Annotated in this window: 11 protein-coding genes; 4 read left to right on the top strand and 7 right to left on the bottom strand. The window is 75.3% G+C overall.

The window, feature by feature from the left end; translation table 11 throughout:
* The first annotated feature begins 18 nt into the window (after positions 1–18).
* Both ABFX46_RS33175 and ABFX46_RS33170 read left to right on the top strand, forming a co-directional pair.
* Entirely contained in the window at positions 19–1,125 is a 1,107-nt protein-coding gene (locus ABFX46_RS33175; RefSeq protein ID WP_346047873.1) for an NAD(P)/FAD-dependent oxidoreductase, read from the top strand.
* A 152-nt stretch (positions 1,126–1,277) separates the two neighbouring features.
* Complete coding sequence (locus tag ABFX46_RS33170) at positions 1,278–1,688, top strand: cold-shock protein (RefSeq protein WP_346047872.1); 411 nt, start codon at positions 1,278–1,280, stop codon at positions 1,686–1,688.
* Positions 1,689–1,706: 18 nt separating this feature from the next.
* On the opposite strand, the gene ABFX46_RS33165 is transcribed toward ABFX46_RS33170, so the two are convergent.
* The 7 genes from ABFX46_RS33165 to mftG all read right to left on the bottom strand — a co-directional run bounded on the left by ABFX46_RS33165 (position 1,707) and on the right by mftG (position 12,049).
* Positions 1,707–2,423, bottom strand: a complete 717-nt coding sequence (locus tag ABFX46_RS33165; RefSeq protein WP_346047871.1) for a TVP38/TMEM64 family protein — start codon at positions 2,421–2,423, stop codon at positions 1,707–1,709.
* A gap of 158 nt (positions 2,424–2,581) precedes the next feature.
* Positions 2,582–3,364 (bottom strand): class I SAM-dependent methyltransferase, encoded by a 783-nt coding sequence (locus ABFX46_RS33160; RefSeq protein ID WP_346047870.1) that lies wholly within the window; start codon positions 3,362–3,364, stop codon positions 2,582–2,584.
* Between the two features lie 24 nt (positions 3,365–3,388).
* Positions 3,389–4,144, bottom strand: coding sequence for an SDR family oxidoreductase (locus ABFX46_RS33155; RefSeq protein WP_346047869.1), 756 nt, complete (start codon positions 4,142–4,144; stop codon positions 3,389–3,391).
* A 236-nt stretch (positions 4,145–4,380) separates the two neighbouring features.
* Entirely contained in the window at positions 4,381–4,905 is a 525-nt protein-coding gene (locus ABFX46_RS33150) for a DUF488 domain-containing protein (protein WP_346047867.1), read from the bottom strand.
* Positions 4,906–4,998: 93 nt separating this feature from the next.
* The gene (locus ABFX46_RS33145; RefSeq protein ID WP_346047866.1) at positions 4,999–7,452 is read right to left on the bottom strand and encodes a M4 family metallopeptidase; all 2,454 of its coding nucleotides are present in this window, start codon (positions 7,450–7,452) and stop codon (positions 4,999–5,001) included.
* 155 nt (positions 7,453–7,607) lie between these two features.
* Positions 7,608–10,412, bottom strand: a complete 2,805-nt coding sequence (locus ABFX46_RS33140; protein WP_346047865.1) for a LuxR C-terminal-related transcriptional regulator — start codon at positions 10,410–10,412, stop codon at positions 7,608–7,610.
* 68 nt (positions 10,413–10,480) lie between these two features.
* Positions 10,481–12,049, bottom strand: coding sequence for a mycofactocin dehydrogenase MftG (gene mftG / locus ABFX46_RS33135; protein WP_346047864.1), 1,569 nt, complete (start codon positions 12,047–12,049; stop codon positions 10,481–10,483).
* Positions 12,050–12,187: 138 nt separating this feature from the next.
* Between mftG and ABFX46_RS33130 the strand changes: the two genes are divergently transcribed.
* Positions 12,188–14,221, top strand: coding sequence for a SpoIIE family protein phosphatase (locus ABFX46_RS33130; protein ID WP_346047863.1), 2,034 nt, complete (start codon positions 12,188–12,190; stop codon positions 14,219–14,221).
* Positions 14,222–14,359: 138 nt separating this feature from the next.
* Complete coding sequence (locus ABFX46_RS33125; protein WP_346047862.1) at positions 14,360–19,822, top strand: ATP-binding protein; 5,463 nt, start codon at positions 14,360–14,362, stop codon at positions 19,820–19,822.
* Positions 19,823–19,851 lie beyond the last annotated feature (29 nt).

Genomic DNA, 19,851 nt, shown 5'->3' with positions numbered 1-19,851 from the left:
GATGCGACGCTGGAGGGCGTGCGCATCCTCATCGTCGGCGGCGGGATCATCGGGGCCGCGCTCGCCGACCGGCTCACCGGCGGGGCGAACGCCGCCGAGGTGACGCTGGTCGAGCAGGACCGGCCCGCCGCGGGCGCCTCCGGAGCGAGCTTCTCCTGGCTCAACGCCAACGACCCGGAAGACCCCGCCTACCATTCGCTGCGCGTCGCCGCCCTCGGCGCCTGGCGCCGCCTCGCGGGCGAGTTCGGCGACCCCGGCTGGTTCCGCGTCTCCGGCAACACCGCCTGGGCCGCCGCGGCCCCGGACCGGGACCGGCTCGCCGAGCGGGTCGCCCGGCTGTCCGCCCTCGGCTACCCGGCCGCGCTGGTCACGGCCGACCGGCTGCGCGGCCTCGAACCGTCCCTGCGCCCGGCGGCCGGGGCGGTCATCGCCCACTTCCCCGGGGAGGGCTGGGCGCACGGCCCCGACGCCGTCGCGGCCCTCACCGCACGGGCCCGCGAGGGCGGAGCGCGGCTGGTCACCGGGGCCCCGGCGACCCGGCTCACCCTGCGCGGCGAGCGCGTCACCGGCGTCCGGCTCGGCACCGGCGAGGACCTGGACGCCGACCTCACGATCTGCGCGGCGGGCCGGCACAGCCCCGCCCTCCTCGCCACCGCCGGCCTCACCCTCCCCGTGGTGGACGCCGAGGCGCCCGGGTCGTCCGCGCCGGGCCTCACAGCCACCACCACCCCGGCGCCGGGCCTGGTCAACGGGGTCGTCCACTCCCCCGGCCTCGACTTGCGCCCGACACCGTCGCAGGGCCTCGTCCTGGAGGCCGCCGACCTGGACGACGCCACCGACCTCGCCACCCCGGCGGCCGAGCTCGACGCCCGCGGCGCCGAACTCCTCCGCCGCGCCCGCGCGCTCCTGCCCGGGTTCACCGCCCGCCTGGAGGCGGTGCGGCGCTGCGTCCGGCCGCTCCCGCTGGACGGGCGCCCCCTGGCCGGCCCCCACCTGCCCGGCCTCTACACCGCCGTCACCCACAGCGGCATGACGCTCGGCCCCCACCTGGCCGACCTGATCGCCGCCGACCTCGACCACGGCGAGCCGGCCCTGGCCGCCTACCGCCCGGACCGGTCCGGCTAGGACGCCGGGGCCGCCCGGCATCGGCCTCCCGCACGCCGGACGGCTCCTTGGCTACTCTGGGGGCAGACGGCCGGAACGACGTGGCGCGACCGGGGAGCCCACCGCGCATTCCGGTGCAGACGGTGCAGATGCGTTCGGTGAAGGATGTCGTCGTGGTACATGTGGGCAGGATCGCGCGGTTCGACGAGGTTCGCGGGTACGGGTTCATCACCCCCGACGAGGGCGGTCCCGACGTCTTCGTCCACGTGAACGACCTGAACGACGACAAGAGCCTCATCACCACCGGGACGTCGGTCGAGTACGAGCTGATCGACGGTGAGCGGGGCCTGAAGGCGTTCGACGTCAGCGTCATCGGCGACCGCCTCGTCCCCGGCGGCGGTGGCGGGCGCGTCTCCTCCGCCGACGACGAGGCCCTCTGCGACGTCCTCACCACGACGGAACTCCGCATCGAGCTGACCGAGCTGATCCTCGACACCGTCCCGGACCTCACCGGCGCCCACCTCGTCAAGCTCCGCGAGAGCCTCCTGTCCTTCGCCCGCAAACACGGCTGGAGCGAAGACTGACCGCCTGCCCGGCGCCCGTCAGGCGGCGGGGGTGTTCTCGGGGGTCGGGTGGTCTTGGGTTGTGCGGGAGCGGACCAGGCGGGCCAGCCACCAGCTGAAGGCGCTGAGGGCGATGAGGCCCGCCGGGGCGATCCAGACCAGGGGGGAGCCGGGTTCGCGCAGGGCGTCGCCGAGGCCCGTGTAGACGAGTGTGCCGGGCACGATGCCGAGCGCGGTTCCGGCGAGGTACGGGGCGAAGCGCACGCCGGCCACGCCGGCGCCGTAGTTCACCGCGCCGAACGGGAACACCCCCGCCACCCGCAGGACCAGGACGGACTCGAAGGCACGCCGCGACAGGAGCGCGTCCAGGCGGGCGATCCGGCCGGTCCCGAGGTACCGGGACATCGCCGGGCGGCCGAGGGCCCTGGCGAGGCCGAAGGAGAGCGCCGCGCCCGCGGTGGCGCCCGCGAGCACCGCCAGGCTGCCGACGCCGACCCCGAACAGCGCTCCGGCGGAGGCGTTCAGCACCGAGCCGGGCACCAGCGCCGCCACCGCCAGGACGTAGCAGAGCGCGAACACCAGCGGCCCCCACAGGCCGAGCGACTCGACCCAGGCGCTGACGTCGTCCCACAGCGCGCCGCCGGTCAGCGCCGCCAGCACCCCCAGGCCCAGCAGGATCGCGGCCAGCACCAGCAGCCGCACGAGCGCTCCCCGCGATCGTGCGGACGCGGCCGGCGCGGCGGGGTCGGGGCTCATGCGGGGCTCCTGCCGGGGACGGGTCTGGTGTGCCTCCCCATTTCATCGGAACCGCCGCCGCATCCCAAGCACCGCCCCCCGCCCCTGGCCGCGGCGAGGGCGGGGTAGGACGGCGGCCCGTCGGAGACGGGTACGGGCACCGGTTACCGCGCGTGCTGTCACGGTTCACGCTCGTCTCCCCTCGCGGGGCCTCGGCCGGCGGCGTGGATCAGCTGCATCGACAGCTGCCCGGAGGCGAGCAGCCGGGAGAAGCGCTCGCCCTGGTGGACGGCCAGCGCGTACGCGCGGTCGCCGCCGTGCCGGGCGGCCACGACCGCGGCCACCCGCTCGGCGCGGCGGGACCAGGCCAGCGGCGCGCCGTCGGGCCGGTCGATCTGCTCGACGAGGTCGAAGCCCGCGCCGTCCAGCAGCCCGGCGAGCTCGCGCTGGGTGGGGAAGTGGTTGCCCGCGGGGGCGGCGAGCGCGAGCGGGGTCCGCGCGACGGCCACCAGCAGCCCGAGTGGCGCGCCCGGCGCCACGACGCGCCGGATCTCGCCGAGCAGCGCGGCCTTGTCCCGGACGGTGTCCAGCACGCCGAGGCACCAGGCGGCGTCCACCGACCCGGTCCGCAGCGGGATCCGGGTGCCGTCGGCGGTGATCACCGGGAGCCCGAACAGCCGGGCGGCGGCCCGGCACGCGGCCGGCATCCGCTCCAGCAGCACCGGCCGGACCCCGAACCGCCGGGCCGCCCAGGCCGCCGGGCCGCCCGCCCCGGCGCCGACGTCCAGCAGCGTCGCCCCGGGCGAGAGCTCGCACGCCTCGCCCAGCCAGGCCAGCGCCGCCGGGCTCGCGCTGCCGCGGCAGGCGGCCGGGATCGCGTGCCGCTGCCCGAGCAGCTCGACCGCCTCCGCCGTCCAGCGGGCGACGTCGTCGAACTCGGCGGTCATCGCGGCCACGGTCACGGCGCTCCCCCCGTCCTCCCGGCGCTACGTGGCGGCCGGGACGCGCCCCGGCCACTCGCTGTAGCGGATCGAGCCGAGGACGGCGTCGCCGAGCGGGACGAGGCTCCGCTCCTCGACCTCGGCGCCGAAGTAGTGCGCGTGCGGGTCGGTGACCACCTCGCGGGGGTCGTTCCAGAAGGCCAGCGCGTCGCGGAAGAACTCGTCCATGCGGAACCGTTCCGGCCCCGCGATCTCGACCCGGCCGTTCAGCGGCGCGGCCGCGGCGACCTTCCCGACCTGCGCGGCGACGTCGTCGCCGGCCATCGGCTGGTACAGGACCGGCGCCATCCGGACGGTGCTCCCGTCCGTGGCGTCGTCGGCGATGCCCCGGGTGAACTCGAAGAACTGCGTGGCGTGCACGATCGAGTACGGGACCGGCGACGCCGCGATCAGGTTCTCCTGGACGTTCTTCGCCCGGAAGTAGCCGCGGACCGGCGGCCGGTCGGTGCCCACGATCGACAGCCCGACATGGTGCCCGACGCCCGCCTTCTCCTCGGCGGCGAGCAGGTTGCCGGTCGAGGTCTCGAAGAACTCCAGCACGGCGGCGTCCTCGAACGACGGCGAGTTCGCCACGTCGATCACCACCGACGCCCCGGTCAGGACGTCCGCCAGCCCCTCGCCGGTCAGGGTGTTCACCCCGGTGTTCGGCGACGCCGCGACCGCCTCGTGGCCCTGCTCGCCGAGGTTCGCCACGAGCTTGGAGCCGATCAGGCCGGTACCGCCGATGACCACGATCTTCATCTCTGTTCCCTCCTGTGTCCGCCGGGGCGCCCCTGCCGCCCGGTCGCCATCAAGGACAGGGCGGCCGGGCGCCCTGTGACGGCTCCGCCGAACTTCTTCCCGGAGGCCCCGTCCGCCGCGAGCCGATACCGACCACTGTCACGGCCCCGGGCCGCGGGGGCACCAGGGTCGGGCACTGGCCGGCCCCCTGGACTCCCGTGCCCCGGGAGTCCGCGGGCCCGCCGGGGCGCCGGGCGTCACTCTCCGTCATAGACGAGCAACCCGTCGTCGCGCAGCCGCGCCCCCGGGGTCGGCGGATGCTCGGTGAGGCGGCCGTCATGGGCGAGGTGGAGGACCGGACGGCCGCGCGCCAGCACGGCGAAGTCGGCGATGAGCCGGCGGTGGCAGCGCCACCACACCGATTCGCTGCACATGACGGCCGTGCGGGTCCCCTCGGCCTCGGGCAGGAGATCGTCCATGGCGGCCGCGAAGTCGGGGTCGCGGGTGTGACCGGCGTATCCGCGGAAGGAGTCGTTGCGCCAGAACGTGTCGGGCGAGTCGGGCGCGGCCCGGCGGAAGCCGCCGAGCCGCTTGTCCCACCGGTAGCCGATGCCCGCGGCCGGGAGCCACTCCTCCAGGGCGTCGCGCCGCACGTCCGGGTTGCGGCGGCTGCCGGGCGCGGTGCGCACGTCGACCACGGACCGCACCCCGGCGCCGCCGAGGAGGGCGGCCAGTTCCTCCCGGCCCGCGGTCCCGTGCCCGAACGTCAGCAGCGGCTCCATTCCGTCCAGGCTGCCCGGCAGGGGCGGTGCCACACCTGCGGGAACACGGCCGCCGCCGGCCCCCGGGTGAGGGCCGGCGGCGGGGTGTGTCCGTCAGCTCGCGTTCACGGCGACGTCGTCGACGACGAAGCTCGTGTACAGGGCCGCGTCCTCCGTGCCGGAGAACGAGAGCGTGACGGTCCTGCCCGCATAGGCGGACGCGTCGACGCTCTTCTGGACGTACCCGGAGTTGGCGTCGAGGTTGGAGTAGGTCGCGACGGTGCTACCGCCGATCTTCACGGTGAGGTTGTCGTAGGCCGTGACACCGGTGGTCTCCGCGGTGTCGATGTGCACGTAGAAGGTGAGGGTCGCCTTGCATCCGGCGGGGATCGTCACCGACTGGGTCGCGGAGTCCGTGTGCGACCTGCCGTAGCCGTCGAGCCAGGCGTAGTGCGTCCCGGAGTGGGCGCTTTCACCGTCGCTGTTGGACGACACCACACCGGACGTCGTCGTCCACGGCGACGTGCCGCTCTCGAACCCGCCGTTGGAGACCTTGTTGCCCGGCGAGGAGCAGCCTCCGCCGGGCGGGTTGACCGTCCAGGTGAAGGTGGCCGTGCCGGAGAGGCCGGAGGTGTTCGTCGCGGTGACCGTGACGGTGCTCGTGCCCGCCGTGGTCGGCGTGCCGGAGATCACACCGCTGGACGCGTTGATCGACAGCCCGGCCGGCAGCCCGGTCGCACCGTAGGACAACGTCTGCCCGTTCGGGTCGCTGGCGTAGACGGGCAGGTTGACCGCCGTCCCGACCGTGGTGCTCTGGTTGCCGGGGCTGGTGACGACCGGGGCGCCGCCCTGGCCGGGGCAGGTTCCCGGCACCGGGTCCGAGCCGGTGACGCTGACGGCCGCCCACGCGGCCATCACGGTGTTGTACTCGGTGCAGTGGGTGCCGTACAGGTCGGCCGCCGCCTTCAGCGAGTCGACGCGCGCGTCGGCGTAGTCCTCGTTGCTGTTGGCGTAGGACGCGAGGGCCTTGAACCAGATCTTGGCGGCCTTGTCGTTGCCGATCCCGGTGACCATGGAGTTGTTGCAGGTCGGGCTGTTGCCGTACCCGTGGTCGCCGCTGCCGACCGCGGTCAGGAAGAACCAGTGGTTCAGCGGGCCCATGGAGTAGTGCGGGTCCAGGCCGCCGTTGCCGCTGTCCCAGCAGTTCGGCGACTGGCCGTCCAGCGACGGGTTGTACATGTAGCGCAGCGGGTCGCCGTTGCCGAAGATGTCGATCAGCTCGCCCATGGTGTAGTCGGGCGTGTCGACCGGATTGTTGGCGTAGAACTCCACCATCGTCCCGAAGATGTCGCTCGTGCCCTCGTTCATCCCGCCGGTCTCGCCGTTCTCGCCCCAGCCGACGATGGCGCCGCTCACGCCGTGGCTCATCTCGTGCCCGGCGACGTCGATCTCGACCAGCGGCCTGGCGTTGTTCTCACCGTCGCCGTAGGTCATCTGGGAGCCGTCCCAGAAGGCGTTGACGTAGGCGTTGCCGTAGTGCGTGCGGGACGGGACGCCCTGGCCGTCGCCGAAGATGCCGTTCCGGTCGTGGACGTTCTTGAAGTAGTCGTACGTCATGGCGGCGCCGTAGTGGGCGTCCACCCCGGCCGAGGCGGGATCGGAGTTGCTGCCGTTCCCGAAAACGCCGGTGGAGTTGCTGAAGACGGTGCCTGTCCCGGACGTGGCGTGGTTCAGGTTGGTGGTGTACCCGTTGCCGTGCGACGGGTCCCGCATCGTCCAGGTGCTGCCGGACTGCGTCAGGTCCAGGTTGACGGTGCCGACGTAGATGCCGTGGCCGCTGCCCTGGGTCAGCGCGGTCCGCGTGGCGGCCGCGGTGGCGGGGGCCGACCGGACTCCGGACGGCACGAACGTGTGGACTTCGTCATTGCTCTGGACGACGCTGCCCTTCCGCGCGTCCACCATCACGTGCAGCTTGCTGGGCGTCCGGTCGGCGCGGACGCCGGTCACGACGGTCTGCCACACGAGCGTGGCCGACCGGCCCCGCACCGTGATCGCCAGCTTCGGCTTCGACACGGACGACACCGTGCCCTTCAGCTGCTTGCGGGCGAGTCTCGCGGCGGCCGAGGCGCGCACCGACGGCGTCGTCCCGATCGCGCCGGAGGTCTCGGACGCGGTCTCCAGCCCCTGGTAGGAGCCGTTCGGCTTGAGGTGGACGACGAGGTCCCCGCCGTAGACGGGAAGCCCGCGGTAGGTGCGGTCGAACCGGACGTCGGCCGAGCCGTCGCGGTCGACGGCGACCGACCGGACCGTGAACTCCTGCCCGCCGGCGCGGTGCGCGCGCCCGGGATGCGCGGCGAGGGCCTCCTTGGCCTTGCCGACGGCCCGCTTGCGGACGGACGGCGACGGATCGAGCGTGAAGGGCGCGTCCGTGAACGCGGAGTGCCCGGCGGGTAGGCGGGGATGGGGCGGGGCCTGCGGGGTGGCCGCGGCCGGCTGGGCGAGGGCGACGCCGGTCAGCGCGACGACTGCCGCCGCCGACGTGGCGATCGCGAGGGTCCGTTGGGACATGGGGATGGATGTCCTTTCACCACTGAGAAGGGGAGCCCGTGGTGACGGGGGTGGATATGCGCGAGTCTGAGGAGGTACCGGCCGCCGAAAAAGCCTGCTGAGGAATGCATAGGGATATCCCTATGCGTGGGGGTATGTGTGGGGGTTCGCGGGCCTCAGCGGCCGGAGACGGCGAGCCGCGCGACGTCCACCCGGGAGCGGACGCCGAGCTTGCGGAACGTCCGGGTGAGGGCGGCCTCCACCGTCTTGGTGCTGAGGAACAGGCGCGCGGCGATCTCCCGGTTGGTGGCGCCCTCGGCGACCAGGACGGCGACCCTGCGCTCGACGTCGGACAGCACGCCCAGCGCGTCGTCGCCGGACGCCCGCCGGAGCGGTGCCTCGCGGTCGAGCCGCTGGAGTTCGGCCTGGGTGCGGGCCAGCCAGGGCTTGGCCTCGGCCTTGGCGAAGACGCGGCGCGCGCGCAGCAGGTCGGCGCGGCCGTGCGCCGGGTCGTCCCGCCGGGCGCGGAGCATGCCGAGCTCCAGCCAGGCCCGGCCCTCCTCCAGCCGGTAGGGCAGGGCCTGGAGCAGGTCCGCCGCGCGGACCAGGCCGTCCTCGGCGGCGCCGGGGTCGCCCTCGGCCGCGCGCACGAGCGCGGCGGACCGCTCCAGCACGGCGAGGACGCCGCGCCGCCCGAGCCGCGCCGCCCGCGCCCTCGTCTCGGCCACCAGGGCGGCGGCCTCCGCGACGCGGCCGACGGCGACGAGGGCGTCCGCGAGGTCGGCGTGCCAGCGGCGCAGCGACGGGTCGCCGAGCCCCTGCGCGGTCTCCAGCGCGCGGACCTGGCCGAGCACCCGCGCCGCCGCGGCCGCGTCGCCGAACTGCCACCGGACGAGCCCCTCGGCGTGCAGCGCGCGCGGCAGGAACAGCTGGTCGCCGTCGTCGGCGCTGTGCTGGACGGCCTGCTCGGCGGCCGACAGCGCGCGGCCGAGGTCGCCGCCGGCCGCCTCCGCAAGCGCGAGCGCGTACCAGGACGGGCCCTGGCTCAGCCCGGAGTCCTCGGCCAGGTCCAGGCTCTGCCGGGCCAGGGCGAGCGCATGCCGGCAGCGGCCCTGGTAGATCTCCACCTGGGCCATGCAGTACAGGCACATGCACAGGCTCTCGACCACGCCGCGCTGGCGGACGCCGTAGATCAGCGCCCGTAACTCCGCGCGGGCCTCGTTCACCCGGTCGTGCATCAGGTGGTGGCGGTGCTTGAGGTAGACGGGGCCGTTGTGGTGCCACATCACCTGCGGCTCCTGCGGCTCGGCCAGCGCCCGGCGCAGCGTCCGCTCGGCGTCCGGATGGCCGAGGAACAGCTCGATGTTCGCCTGCTTGGACAGGGCGAACAGCTCCGTCCTGCGGTCCCCCGCGAGGGCGGCCAGCTCGGCGGAGCGGCGGGCGTGCACGTGCGCGGCCCGCGCCGAGCCCCGCACCATCCACGCCCGCCAGCTCAGCCGGTAGTGCAGCGGCGCGAGCAGCAGCGGCTCGCCGCGCGCGTCCTCCATCGCCTTGGGGAAGACCTCCTCCACCTCGGCGAGCGCCTGGCCGGAGGAGTCGAGCACCACGATCCAGGCGCGGACCCGCTCCTCCGGCCGCACCGTCATCTCCAGGACGAGCCGGGCGAGCCGCCTGGCCAGCGGGTAGTCGCCCGCCGCGACGGCGTCCTCGGCGGCGCGGAGCCGCCGGGCGACCGCGGTGCCGCGCGCCGCCTCGGGGGTGCGGTCGGCGGCCAGCTCGCCGAGGTGCGCGGCGGTGGACATGCCGCCGCGGCGGCGCGCGACCGCCGCGGCCCCGTCCAGCGTGTCGGCGATCCGCCGGTCCCGCCCCGACGTCAGCCGGGCCAGGTGCAGGGCGCGTTCCACCGGGTCGCGGACGGCCTGGGAGAGCGCCCGGTGCACCGCCTTCCGCTCGGTGGACTCGGCCTCCGCGTAGATGACGGCCGACAGCAGCGGGTGGGTGAACCGGATCTTCCCGCTCGCGTCGACGTCGACGATGCCCCGCCGCTCGGCCTCCGCGAGGCCGCCGCGCCCCGTCCGGCGCAGCAGCTCGACCGACGGCCGGCTCGCCGCGCTCGCCACCAGCAGCGCCTCGCGGGTGGCCGGGGACAGCGCCGCGACCCGCTTGCGGATCAGCACCGACAGGCTCTGCGGGATGAGCAGCTCGTCGCTCTGCGGGTTCTCCAGCACGCTGCGCGCCAGTTCCACCGCGAAGAACGGGTTGCCGCCGCTCACCTCGTGGATCCGGGTGAGCTGCGTCCGCGGCCAGGACCGGCCGAACCGGTCGCCCAGCAGCACGGCCAGCTCCGGCACCGACATGGGCGGCACCCGGACGGTCAGCACCGGCTTCGGGCACAGGGCGGACGCGTCCCGCCAGCTCCCGCCGTCCTCCCCCGGTCCGCCGGGGCCGGGCTCGGGCCGCACGGAGGCGACCATCCGGAGCGGGGGCGCGAGCCGGGCGGCGCGGCGCGCCACGAACGCGAGCAGCTCCCCGGTCGGGCGGTCCAGCCACTGGGCGTCGTCGATCAGCACCAGCCCGGGCCGGTCGGCGCACAGCGTCCGGAAGGCGTGCAGCAGGCCGAGCCGCAGGCACAGCAGGTCGCGCTCCCCGGTCGGGACGTCCTGCAGGAGCAGGGCGGAGCGCAGGGCATGGCGCTCGGGATCCGGAAGGCGGTCGATGACCTCGTCGGCGACCTGCGAGATCAGGTCGATGAGGCCGAGGAACGGCAGCCGGTGCTCGGTCTCGGCGGGGCAGCAGGCGAAGATCCGGTAGCCGGCCGCGGCGTGCTCGGCCGCCAGCGTGGCGAACAGCGTGGACTTCCCGATGCCGACGGGCCCGGTCAGCACGACGCCGCCGCCCGCGGCGAGGTGGTCGCGGACGCCGCCGAGCACGTCGGCCCGGCCGAGCGCCGGGGTGGCACGGACCCGGACCCGTTGTGTCATCGCGCGGCCTCCGGACGCCAGGCCCCCGAACGACCCCGTGCGGACGGTAAACCCCTCCGCACCCGCCGTCAAGATCCGGCGGCGAGCGCGTCGGCGAGGAGCTCGCCGACGAGGACGGCGGTGGCCGCCGGGCCGCGCAGCGGGGCGGTCGGCAGGATCGAGGTGTCGGCGACCCGGAGCCCGGCCAGGCCGTGCACGCGGCCCTGCGCGTCGACCGCGCCGGACGGGCCCATCGGCACGGTGCCGCAGGTGTGCTGGGACGTCCCGATGCGCCCGCGGATCCAGGCGTCCAGGAGGCGGTCGTCGTCCAGCGGCACCGTGTCCGCCGGGCCGCCGCTCACCTCGCCGAAGGCGTCGGCGGCCAGGATCGCCGCGGTCGCCCGGACGGCCTCGCGCATCCGGCGCCGGTCGCCGTCCGTGCTCAGGTAGCCGTAGTCGATCCGGGGCGGGACCCCGGCGTCGGGCGAGACCGTGCGCAGGGTGCCGCTCGTCCGGGGGGTCTGCGCCGAGACGAGGAAGGGCAGCGGCGCGCCCGGAACGCTCGGGACGCCCGCGATCAGGCCCGCGATCGGCACGAGCGACTGGAGGATCTCCAGATCGCCGGCATCGCCGCCGGACGACGACGACACGTGCAGGGCGCCGCCGAGCCAGGAACCGGAGGGCCCGTCCATCGGGCGCCGGGGCGCCCACTCCACGACGACCTGCGGATGGTCGCTGAGCCGCGCGCCCACCGCCGGCAGGTCGTGGACGACGGTGATGCCGGCGCGCTCCAGGTCCGCCGCCGGGCCGATCCCCGACAGGTGCAGCAGGTGCGGGGTGGCGAGGGAACCGGCGGCGAGGACGATCTCGCCGGCTTCCAGGACCGTCCGCCGGCCGGCATGGTCGGCGACCACGCCCGAGGCGCGTCCTCCGCTGACGGCCACGGACCGCACCGAGCAGTCCCCCAGCACGGTGAGATTGGGCCTGCCGGCCGCGGCCCCCAGCAGGTACGCGATGCCGGTGTTGATCCGCCGCCCGTCCACCGTGTTCGACGGGACCGGGCCGAACCCCGGCGGATCCTGGGCGTTCTTGTCCGGCTCGTCCGGGTGCCCGAGTTCGCGGGCGGCGGCCTGGAACGCGGCCGCCGCCGGATGCCCCAGACCGGTCCGGCGGACGGGGACCGGGCCGTCGCCGCCGTGCTCCGGTCCCGGCCCGAGGTCGAGGTCGGTCTCCAGGCGGCGCAGGAGCGGCAGCACCCGCTCGTACGACCAGGCGGGATCGCCCGCGGCGTCCGACCAGCGCGCGAAGTCCGCGCGCCGCGCCCGGACGAAGTAGCCGCCGTTGACCGACGTCGAGCCCCCGAGGATCCGCCCCCGCACCGCGAGGTAGGACGTGCCCGGCACCAGCCGCGCCGGGTACGCCCGGACGGCGGGGTGCCCCGGCCGCGCGCCGGGGACGAGCCGGGCGTCGAGCAGGTCGGCGGCGAAACCGGAGGCGTCCCGGGGCACCGGCCCGGCCTCGGCCACCAGGACCCGGCGGCCGGGGTCGGCGCTGAGCCGCGCCGCCAGCGCGGCCCCCGCCGCGCCCGCGCCCACCACCAGGACATCGGGCCGCCGCCGCCCCGGCGGGCGGGCGCCCCGGCCCGCGGTCATGCTCATCCGCGCCTCGTTTCGCGTCTCGCGACTCCGGTGCTGCCACTATGGCGCCCCCGCCCGCGTGAGAGAACGGGCAGGTCACATAACCGGCCGATTCCCGGGGTACGGCGATCAGGAGGACGGCCGGCCGACGGGGGGACCATGGACGACGCCCGGGAGGAGGGGCCGGCCAGGCCGACGCTGCAGGTCTTCGACCTCGCGCCGGTCGGCGTGCTGGTGACGCGCGGCCGGGACCACCGACTCGTCTACACCAACACCGCCTACCGCGCGACCTTCGGGGACCGCCCGCTCGGGACGCCGATCCGGGAGGCGTTCGGCGACCTGATGCAGCAGGACTACCTCGACCTGTTCGACGGCGTGCTGGCCACCGGTCGGACGGTCAACGTCACCGATGCGCCGGTGCGCCTCGCCTTCCCCGGCACCGGCCGCCGGGAGCGCTTCTTCTCCTTCAGCCTCTCCCGGTTCGAGGACGGCGAGCCCGGGGTGCTGGCGGTCGCCGCGGAGGTCACCGAGCAGGTCATCGCGGCCCGGCGGGCCGGCGACATGGCCGAGACGCGGCGCCGGCTGCTGCACCGGTTCCAGAGCCTCGTCCAGGTGAGCGCGGAGATCGTGTGGGTGACCGGGACGGACGGCGAGCCCATCGAGCCGAGCCCCGGCTGGGAGCGGGTGACCGGGCAGGGCTGGGAGGAGTTCCGGGGCACGGGCTGGCTGGGGGCGCTGCATCCCGAGGACCGCGAGCCCACCCGGCGGTCGTGGGAGGAGGCGCGGCGCTCGGCCGACCCCTGGCGGCACGTCTACCGGCTGCGCACCGTCGAGGGCGACTACCGGCATTTCGAGGTGAACGCCGCGCCGGTGTACGAGGGCGGCGAGGTCACCGAGTGGGTGGGCACCTGCACCGACGTGGAGCAGCGCTGGCGGCGGCAGCGACGGCGGGAGCTGCTCGGCCGCGCCGCCGTCGCGACCGCCGAGCACACCGGCCTGCGGGAGATGCTCGGCGCCCTCGCGGACGTGCTCGTCCCGGCCCTCGCCGACGGCTGCGGCGTGCACCTGCTGCCGGAGTTCACCGAGCGCCCCGCGAACGCCCCGGTCCTCGTGCGCCGCATCGCCACCGCCGCGCGGTCCGGTCTGGCGGGCAGGATCCCGCTCGGCGAGGAGTGGTTCGCCTCCGACAGCGGGTTCATGGCGGCGCTGCGGCGGCGGCGCCCGCTGCGCCGCACGTTCCCGCCCGGGCGGCCGCCGATGGACCTGCTGCCCGCGAGCACCGCGCAGTGGATGGCCGACGCGGGCGCCCACAGCATGGTCCTGCTGCCGGTGATCGTGGACGGCGCCGTCGCCGCGGTGGTGACCGCGTCCGCCTGCGGCGACCGGCCCCCGATGAGCGACGACGACGTCGACCTGATCGGGCAGATGTTCGACCACGCGCACGACGCGCTGAGCACCGCCATGCGCTACCAGCGCACCCAGCGGGTGGCGCTCGCGCTGCAGCACAGCCTCCTTGCGGACCCGCCCGAGGTCGCCGGCCTCGACATCGTCGCCCGGTACCGCGCCAGCCCGGCCGCGGCCGACGTCGGCGGCGACTGGTACGACTCGTTCGTGCTCCGCGACGGCGCCACCGTGCTGGTCATCGGGGACGTGGCCGGGCACGACCTGGCCGCGGCCGTCGGGATGAGCCAGCTCCGCAACATGCTGCGGGGGCTGGCGGTCGACCGCCAGGAGCCGCCGGGCGACATCCTGCGCCGGCTGAACATCGCGATGGAGGCGCTGGCGCCCGAGAGCACGGCCACCTGCGTCCTCGCCCGCATCGAGGAGACCGAGGAGGGCGGGCGGCTGCTCAACTTCGCGGTGGCCGGGCACCCGCCGCCGGTCCTGGTCGCCCCCGGCGCCGGCGCCCGCCTGCTGGACGAGGCCGTCAACCCGCTCCTCGGCCTCCTCGTCGACCAGACCTACCTCAGCGCCGTGGAGCCCCTGCCGCCCCGCTCCACCCTCCTGCTCTACACCGACGGCCTGGTCGAGCACCCGGGCGAGAACCTGGAGGTGGGCCTCGCCCGGCTCCGGCGCAAGGCGTCCGAGCTGGCCGCCGCTCCCCTGCCGGCCTTCTGCGACGGCATCCTCACCGGCCTGCCCACCACCGGCACCGACGACATCGCCGTGATCGCCGCCCGCATCCCGGGGTGAGCGCGGCTTTGCACGATTCCCACAACTCTCGGCGCTCAGCGTGCGATGTCTGCGACATGGCGCTACGGGCCGGTAGGCGGAAAGGTGGCACCGTCGGGGCCGCCGTCACGCGGCGTGGTCAACAGGAGGGCTCGGTCGGTGTTCAGTCGTGTCGCCATCGTCAACCGCGGTGAGGCCGCCATGCGGCTCATCCATGCCGTCCGGGCCCTTTCGGCGGAGACCGGCGCAAGGATCGAGACGGTCGCCCTGTACACCGACGTCGACCGCGCCGCCACGTTCGTCCGCGAGGCCGACCTCTCCCACGACCTCGGTCCCGCGTCGGCGCGCCCGTACCTCGACCTGGAGGTGCTGGAGCGCGCGCTGGTCGAGACCGGGGCGGACGCGGCGTGGGTCGGCTGGGGCTTCGTCGCCGAGGACCCGGCGTTCGCCGAGCTGTGCGAGAGGATCGGCGTCACCTTCATCGGCCCGAGCCCGGACGCCATGCGCAAGCTCGGCGACAAGATCGGCGCGAAGCTGATCGCCGAGGAGGTCGGCGTGCCGGTGGCGCCGTGGAGCCGCGGCGCGGTCGCGACGCTGGACGAGGCGCTGGCGTCGGCGGCCCGGATCGGCTACCCGCTGATGCTGAAGGCGACCGCGGGCGGCGGCGGGCGCGGCATCCGCGTGATCACGAACGAGGACGAGCTGGCGGACGCCTACGAGCGCACCAGCCAGGAGGCCGCGCGGGCGTTCGGCAGCGGCGTGGTGTTCCTGGAGCGCCTGGTCACCGGGGCCCGGCACGTCGAGGTCCAGGTGATCGCCGACGGCCAGGGCACGGCGTGGGCGCTCGGCGTCCGCGACTGCTCGGTGCAGCGCCGCAACCAGAAGGTCATCGAGGAGTCGGCGTCGCCGGTGCTGAGCGCCGAGCAGGCCGCCGAGCTGAAGGCGTCGGCCGAGCGGCTCGCCGTCGCGGTCGGCTACCGGGGCGCGGCGACCGTCGAGTTCCTCTACCACCCCGGCGACCGGCTGTTCGCGTTCCTGGAGGTCAACACCCGGCTGCAGGTCGAGCACCCGATCACCGAGTCCACCACCGGGTTCGACCTGGTCCGGGCGCAGCTGCACGTGGCGGCCGGCGGCCGGCTGGAGGGCCCGCCGCCGCAGGAGCGCGGGCACGCCATCGAGGCCCGGCTGAACGCCGAGGACCCCGACCGCGACTTCGCGCCCGCCCCCGGCCGCATCGCCCGGCTGGTCCTGCCCGCCGGGCCGGGCGTCCGGGTCGACACCGGCGTCCGCGAGGGCGACACCATCCCCGCCGACTTCGACTCGATGATCGCCAAGATCATCGCCTACGGCCGGGACCGGGACGAGGCGCTCGGCCGGCTGCGCCGCGCGATGGCGCAGACCACGGTGATCATCGAGGGCGGCGCGACGAACAAGAGCTTCGTGCTCGACCTGCTGGACCGGCCCGAGGTGATCGGCGCGAGCGCCGACACCGGCTGGATCGACCGCGTCCGCGCCGAGGGCGGGCTGGTCTCCCACCGGCACTCCGCCGTCGCGCTCGCCGCCGCCGCGATCGAGGCGTACGAGGACGGCGAGCGCGCCGCGCGGCGGCGGCTGCTGGCGACCGCGTCCGGCGGGCGCCCGCAGGTGCGGCACGAGAGCGGCCGGCCGCTCGACCTCAAGCTGCGCGGCGCCGGGTACCGCGTGCGGGTCGCGCGGGTCGGCGCGCGGCGGTTCCGCGTCGGCATCGAGGCGGGCGAGGACGTCCGCACCGCCGACGTCGAACTCGACCGCCACGACCGGCACAGCGGGCAGATCGTCGTCAACGGCACCCGGTACCGGCTGCTCACCGGCACGCACGGGCCGGTCCACCTGGTCGAGGTGGACGGGGTGACGCACCGCGTCAGCCGGGACGAGGGCGGCGTCGTCCGCTCCCCCGCGCCCGCGCTGGTCGTCGCCACGCCGCTGGAGCCGGGCGCCGAGGTCGAGGCGGGCGCGCCGGTGCTGGTGCTGGAGAGCATGAAGATGGAGACGGTGCTGCGGGCGCCGTTCCGGGCGCGGCTCAAGGAGTGCGTCGTGTCCGTGGGCAGCCAGGTGGAGACCGGCGCGCCGCTGCTGCGGCTGGAGCCGCTCGCCGACGGCGCCGCCGAGGAGGCCGCGTCCGCGGGCGCCGTCGAGCTGGACCTGCCCGCCGCGCCCGGCACCGTCCCGGCGCGGGAGCGCGCCGCGCGCGGCCGGGAGGACCTGCGCAGCCTGCTGCTCGGCTTCGACGTCGACCCGCACGACGAGCGCCGCGTCCTCGACGACTACCTCGCCGCGCGCCGCGCCGCCGCCGCCGAGGGCCACCGGCCGCTGGAGGCGGAGCTCGCGCTCATCGACGTGTTCGCCGACCTCGCCGAGCTGAGCCGCGACCGGCCGGCGGGCGGCGGCGACGCGGGCGACGGCGGCCACGTGCACAGCGCCCGCGAGTACTTCCACACCTACCTGCAGAGCCTGGACGTCGAGCGGGCCGGGCTGCCGGCGGCCTACCAGGCCGCGCTCGCCAAGGCGCTCGGGCACTACGGCGTCACCGAGCTGGAGCGCTCCCCCGCGCTGGAGGCCGCCGTCTTCCGGATCTTCCTCGCCCAGCAGCGCGCGTCCGCGGACGCGGCGGCGATCACCGCGCTGCTCGGCGCGTGGCTGCGGGAGCCGCCGCCCGCCGAGGCGCTGCGCGAGCCCGCCGGCCTCGCGCTGGAGCGGCTGATCGCCGCGGCGCAGGTCCGCTTCCCGGTGGTCTACGACCTCGCGTGCGGCGTGGTGTTCGCCTGGTACGCCCAGCCGCTGCTGCGCCGCAACCGCGCCCGCGTGTACGCCGACGTCCGCCGGCACCTGCGGCTGCTCGACCTCCAGCCGGACGTGCCCGACCGCACCGAGCGCATCGCCGAGATGGTGCGCAGCACCGAGCCGCTCGTGCGGCTGCTCGGCCAGCGCCTCGACCGCGGCGACCCGGACAACACGGTCATGCTGGAGGTGCTGACCCGGCGGTACTACGGCAACAAGGGGCTGACCGGCGTCCGCACCAGCGAGGTCGGTGGCTGCACGTTCGTCGTCGCCGAGCGCGCGGGCTCCTGCCTCGCGTCCGCCGCGGTGGGCTTCGAGGCGTTCGGCGGCGCGCTGCGCGGCCTCGCCGAGCTCGCGGACGGCGACGCCGCCATCGACGCCGACATCTACCTCTCCTGGGAGAACCAGCCGGAGGACTTCGACGCGATGGCCGCCGCGCTGCACGAGGTCGTCGCCGCCCATCCGCTGCCCGACCGGGTCCGCAGGCTCACCGCCACCGTCGCGGGCAGCCGCGGCGCGGTGATGCACCACCACTTCACGTTCCGCCCGTCGGCCGCCGGGATGGCCGAGGAGCGGCTGATCCGGGGCCTGCACCCCTACATCGCCGAGCGGATGCGGCTGGAGCGGCTGCGCAAGTTCGACCTGACGCGGCTGCCCTCGTCCGACGAGGAGGTCTACCTCTTCCAGTGCGTGGCGCGGGAGAACCCGTCCGACGACCGCCTCGTGGCGTTCGCGCAGGTCCGCGACCTGACCGAGCTGCGCGACAACGACGGCAACCTGCGCACGCTGCCGACGGCCGAGTTCACCCTCGCCACCTGCCTGGACTCGATCCGCCGCGCCCAGGAGCGGCGGCCGTCGAAGAAGCGGCTGCCCACCAACCGGATCGTGATCTACGTCTGGCCGCCGAGCGACCTCACCCGCGCGGAGCTGGAGATGCTCGTCGAGCGCACGCTGCCGACGGCCGCGGGCGCCGGGCTGGAGGAGATCGAGTTCATCGCGCGGCGCCGCGACCGGGAGACCGGCGAGCTGTCCAAGGTCGCCGTGCGGATCTCCTTCGACGCCGCCGGCGGCACCACGCTGACCGTCGGCGAGCCGTCCGACGCGCCGATCGAGCCGGTCGACGGCTACCGGCAGAAGGTGCTGCGCGCCCGCAGCCGCAACACCGTCTACCCGTACGAGCTGACCGGGCTGCTCGGCGACTTCGCCGAGCACGACCTGGACGAGCGGCACGCGCTGGTGCCGGTCGACCGGCCGAAGGGGGGCAACACCGCGGCGATCGTCGCGGGCGTCGTCACCACGCCGACCGAGCGGCACCCGGAGGGCGTCACCCGGGTCGTGCTGCTCGGCGACCCGACGAAGGCGCTCGGCGCGCTGTCGGAGCCGGAGTGCCGCCGCGTGATCGCCGCGCTCGACCTGGCCGAGCGGATGCGGGTGCCGCTGGAGTGGTACGCGCTGTCCGCCGGCGCCCGGATCTCCATGGAGTCCGGCACCGAGAACATGGACTGGGTGGCGGCGGCGCTGAAGCGGATCGTCGAGTTCACCCAGGACGGCGGCGAGATCAACGTCGTGGTCGCGGGCATCAACGTCGGCGCGCAGCCGTACTGGAACGCCGAGGCGACGATGCTCATGCACACCAAGGGCGTCCTCGTCATGACGCCGGACTCGGCGATGGTGCTCACCGGCAAGCAGTCGCTGGACTTCTCCGGCGGCGTGTCCGCCGAGGACAACTTCGGCATCGGCGGCTACGACCGGGTGATGGGCCCGAACGGGCAGGCGCAGTACTGGGCGCCGAACCTGATGGCGGCCCGGGACGTCCTGATGGCGCACTACGACCACACCTACGTCGCGGCCGGGGAGGAGGCGCCGCGCCGCGCCGCCACGTCCGACCCGGTCGACCGCGACGTGTCCGACTTCCCGCACACCGTCGAGGGCAGCGAGTTCACCACGGTCGGCGAGATCTTCTCCGCCGAGGCCAACCCGGACCGCAAGAAGCCGTTCGACATCCGCACCGTGATGCGCGCCCTGTCCGACCAGGACCACCCGGTCCTGGAGCGCTGGGCGGGCATGGCGGACGCGGAGACCGCAGTCGTGCAGGACGTCCACCTCGGCGGCATGCCGGTGTGCCTGCTCGGCATCGAGTCGCGCTCGGTGCCGCGGCGCGGGTTCCCGCCGACCGACGGCCCCGACTCCTACACGGCCGGGACGCTGTTCCCGCAGTCGTCGAAGAAGGCGGCGCGGGCGATCAACGCGGCCAGCGGCAACCGGCCGCTGGTGGTGCTGGCGAACCTGTCGGGCTTCGACGGCTCGCCCGAGTCGCTGCGCAAGCTGCAACTGGAGTACGGCGCCGAGATCGGCCGCGCGATCGTGAACTTCCGGGGCCCGATCGTGTTCTGCGTGATCTCGCGCTACCACGGCGGCGCGTTCGTGGTGTTCTCCAAGGCGCTGAACCCGAACATGACCGTCCTCGCGCTGGAGGGCTCGTTCGCGTCGGTGCTCGGCGGCGCCCCCGCCGCCGCGGTGGTGTTCGCCCGCGACGTGGACGCCCGCACCGCGGCCGACCCGCGCGTCCGCGACCTGGAGTCGCGCGTCGCGGCCGCCACCGGTCCCGACCGCGCCGCCCTGCTCGCCGAGCTGGACGAGCTGCGCTCCTCGGTCCGCGCCGAGAAGCTCGGCGAGGTGGCCACCGAGTTCGACGGCGTGCACGACATCCGGCGCGCGGTCGAGGTCGGCTCCGTCGACGCGGTCATCCCGGCCGCGGAGCTCCGCCCGCGGATCATCGAGGCCATCGAGGCCCGGCTGCCGTGACGACCGCGCCCTCGTCCTTCCCGCTCAGG

This window comes from Actinomadura chokoriensis (assembly GCF_039529475.1).
GTDB lineage: Bacteria > Actinomycetota > Actinomycetes > Streptosporangiales > Streptosporangiaceae > Spirillospora > Spirillospora bangladeshensis.
Note: the sequence above shows the minus strand (reverse complement) of the source record. Positions and strands in the feature narration are given on the sequence as shown.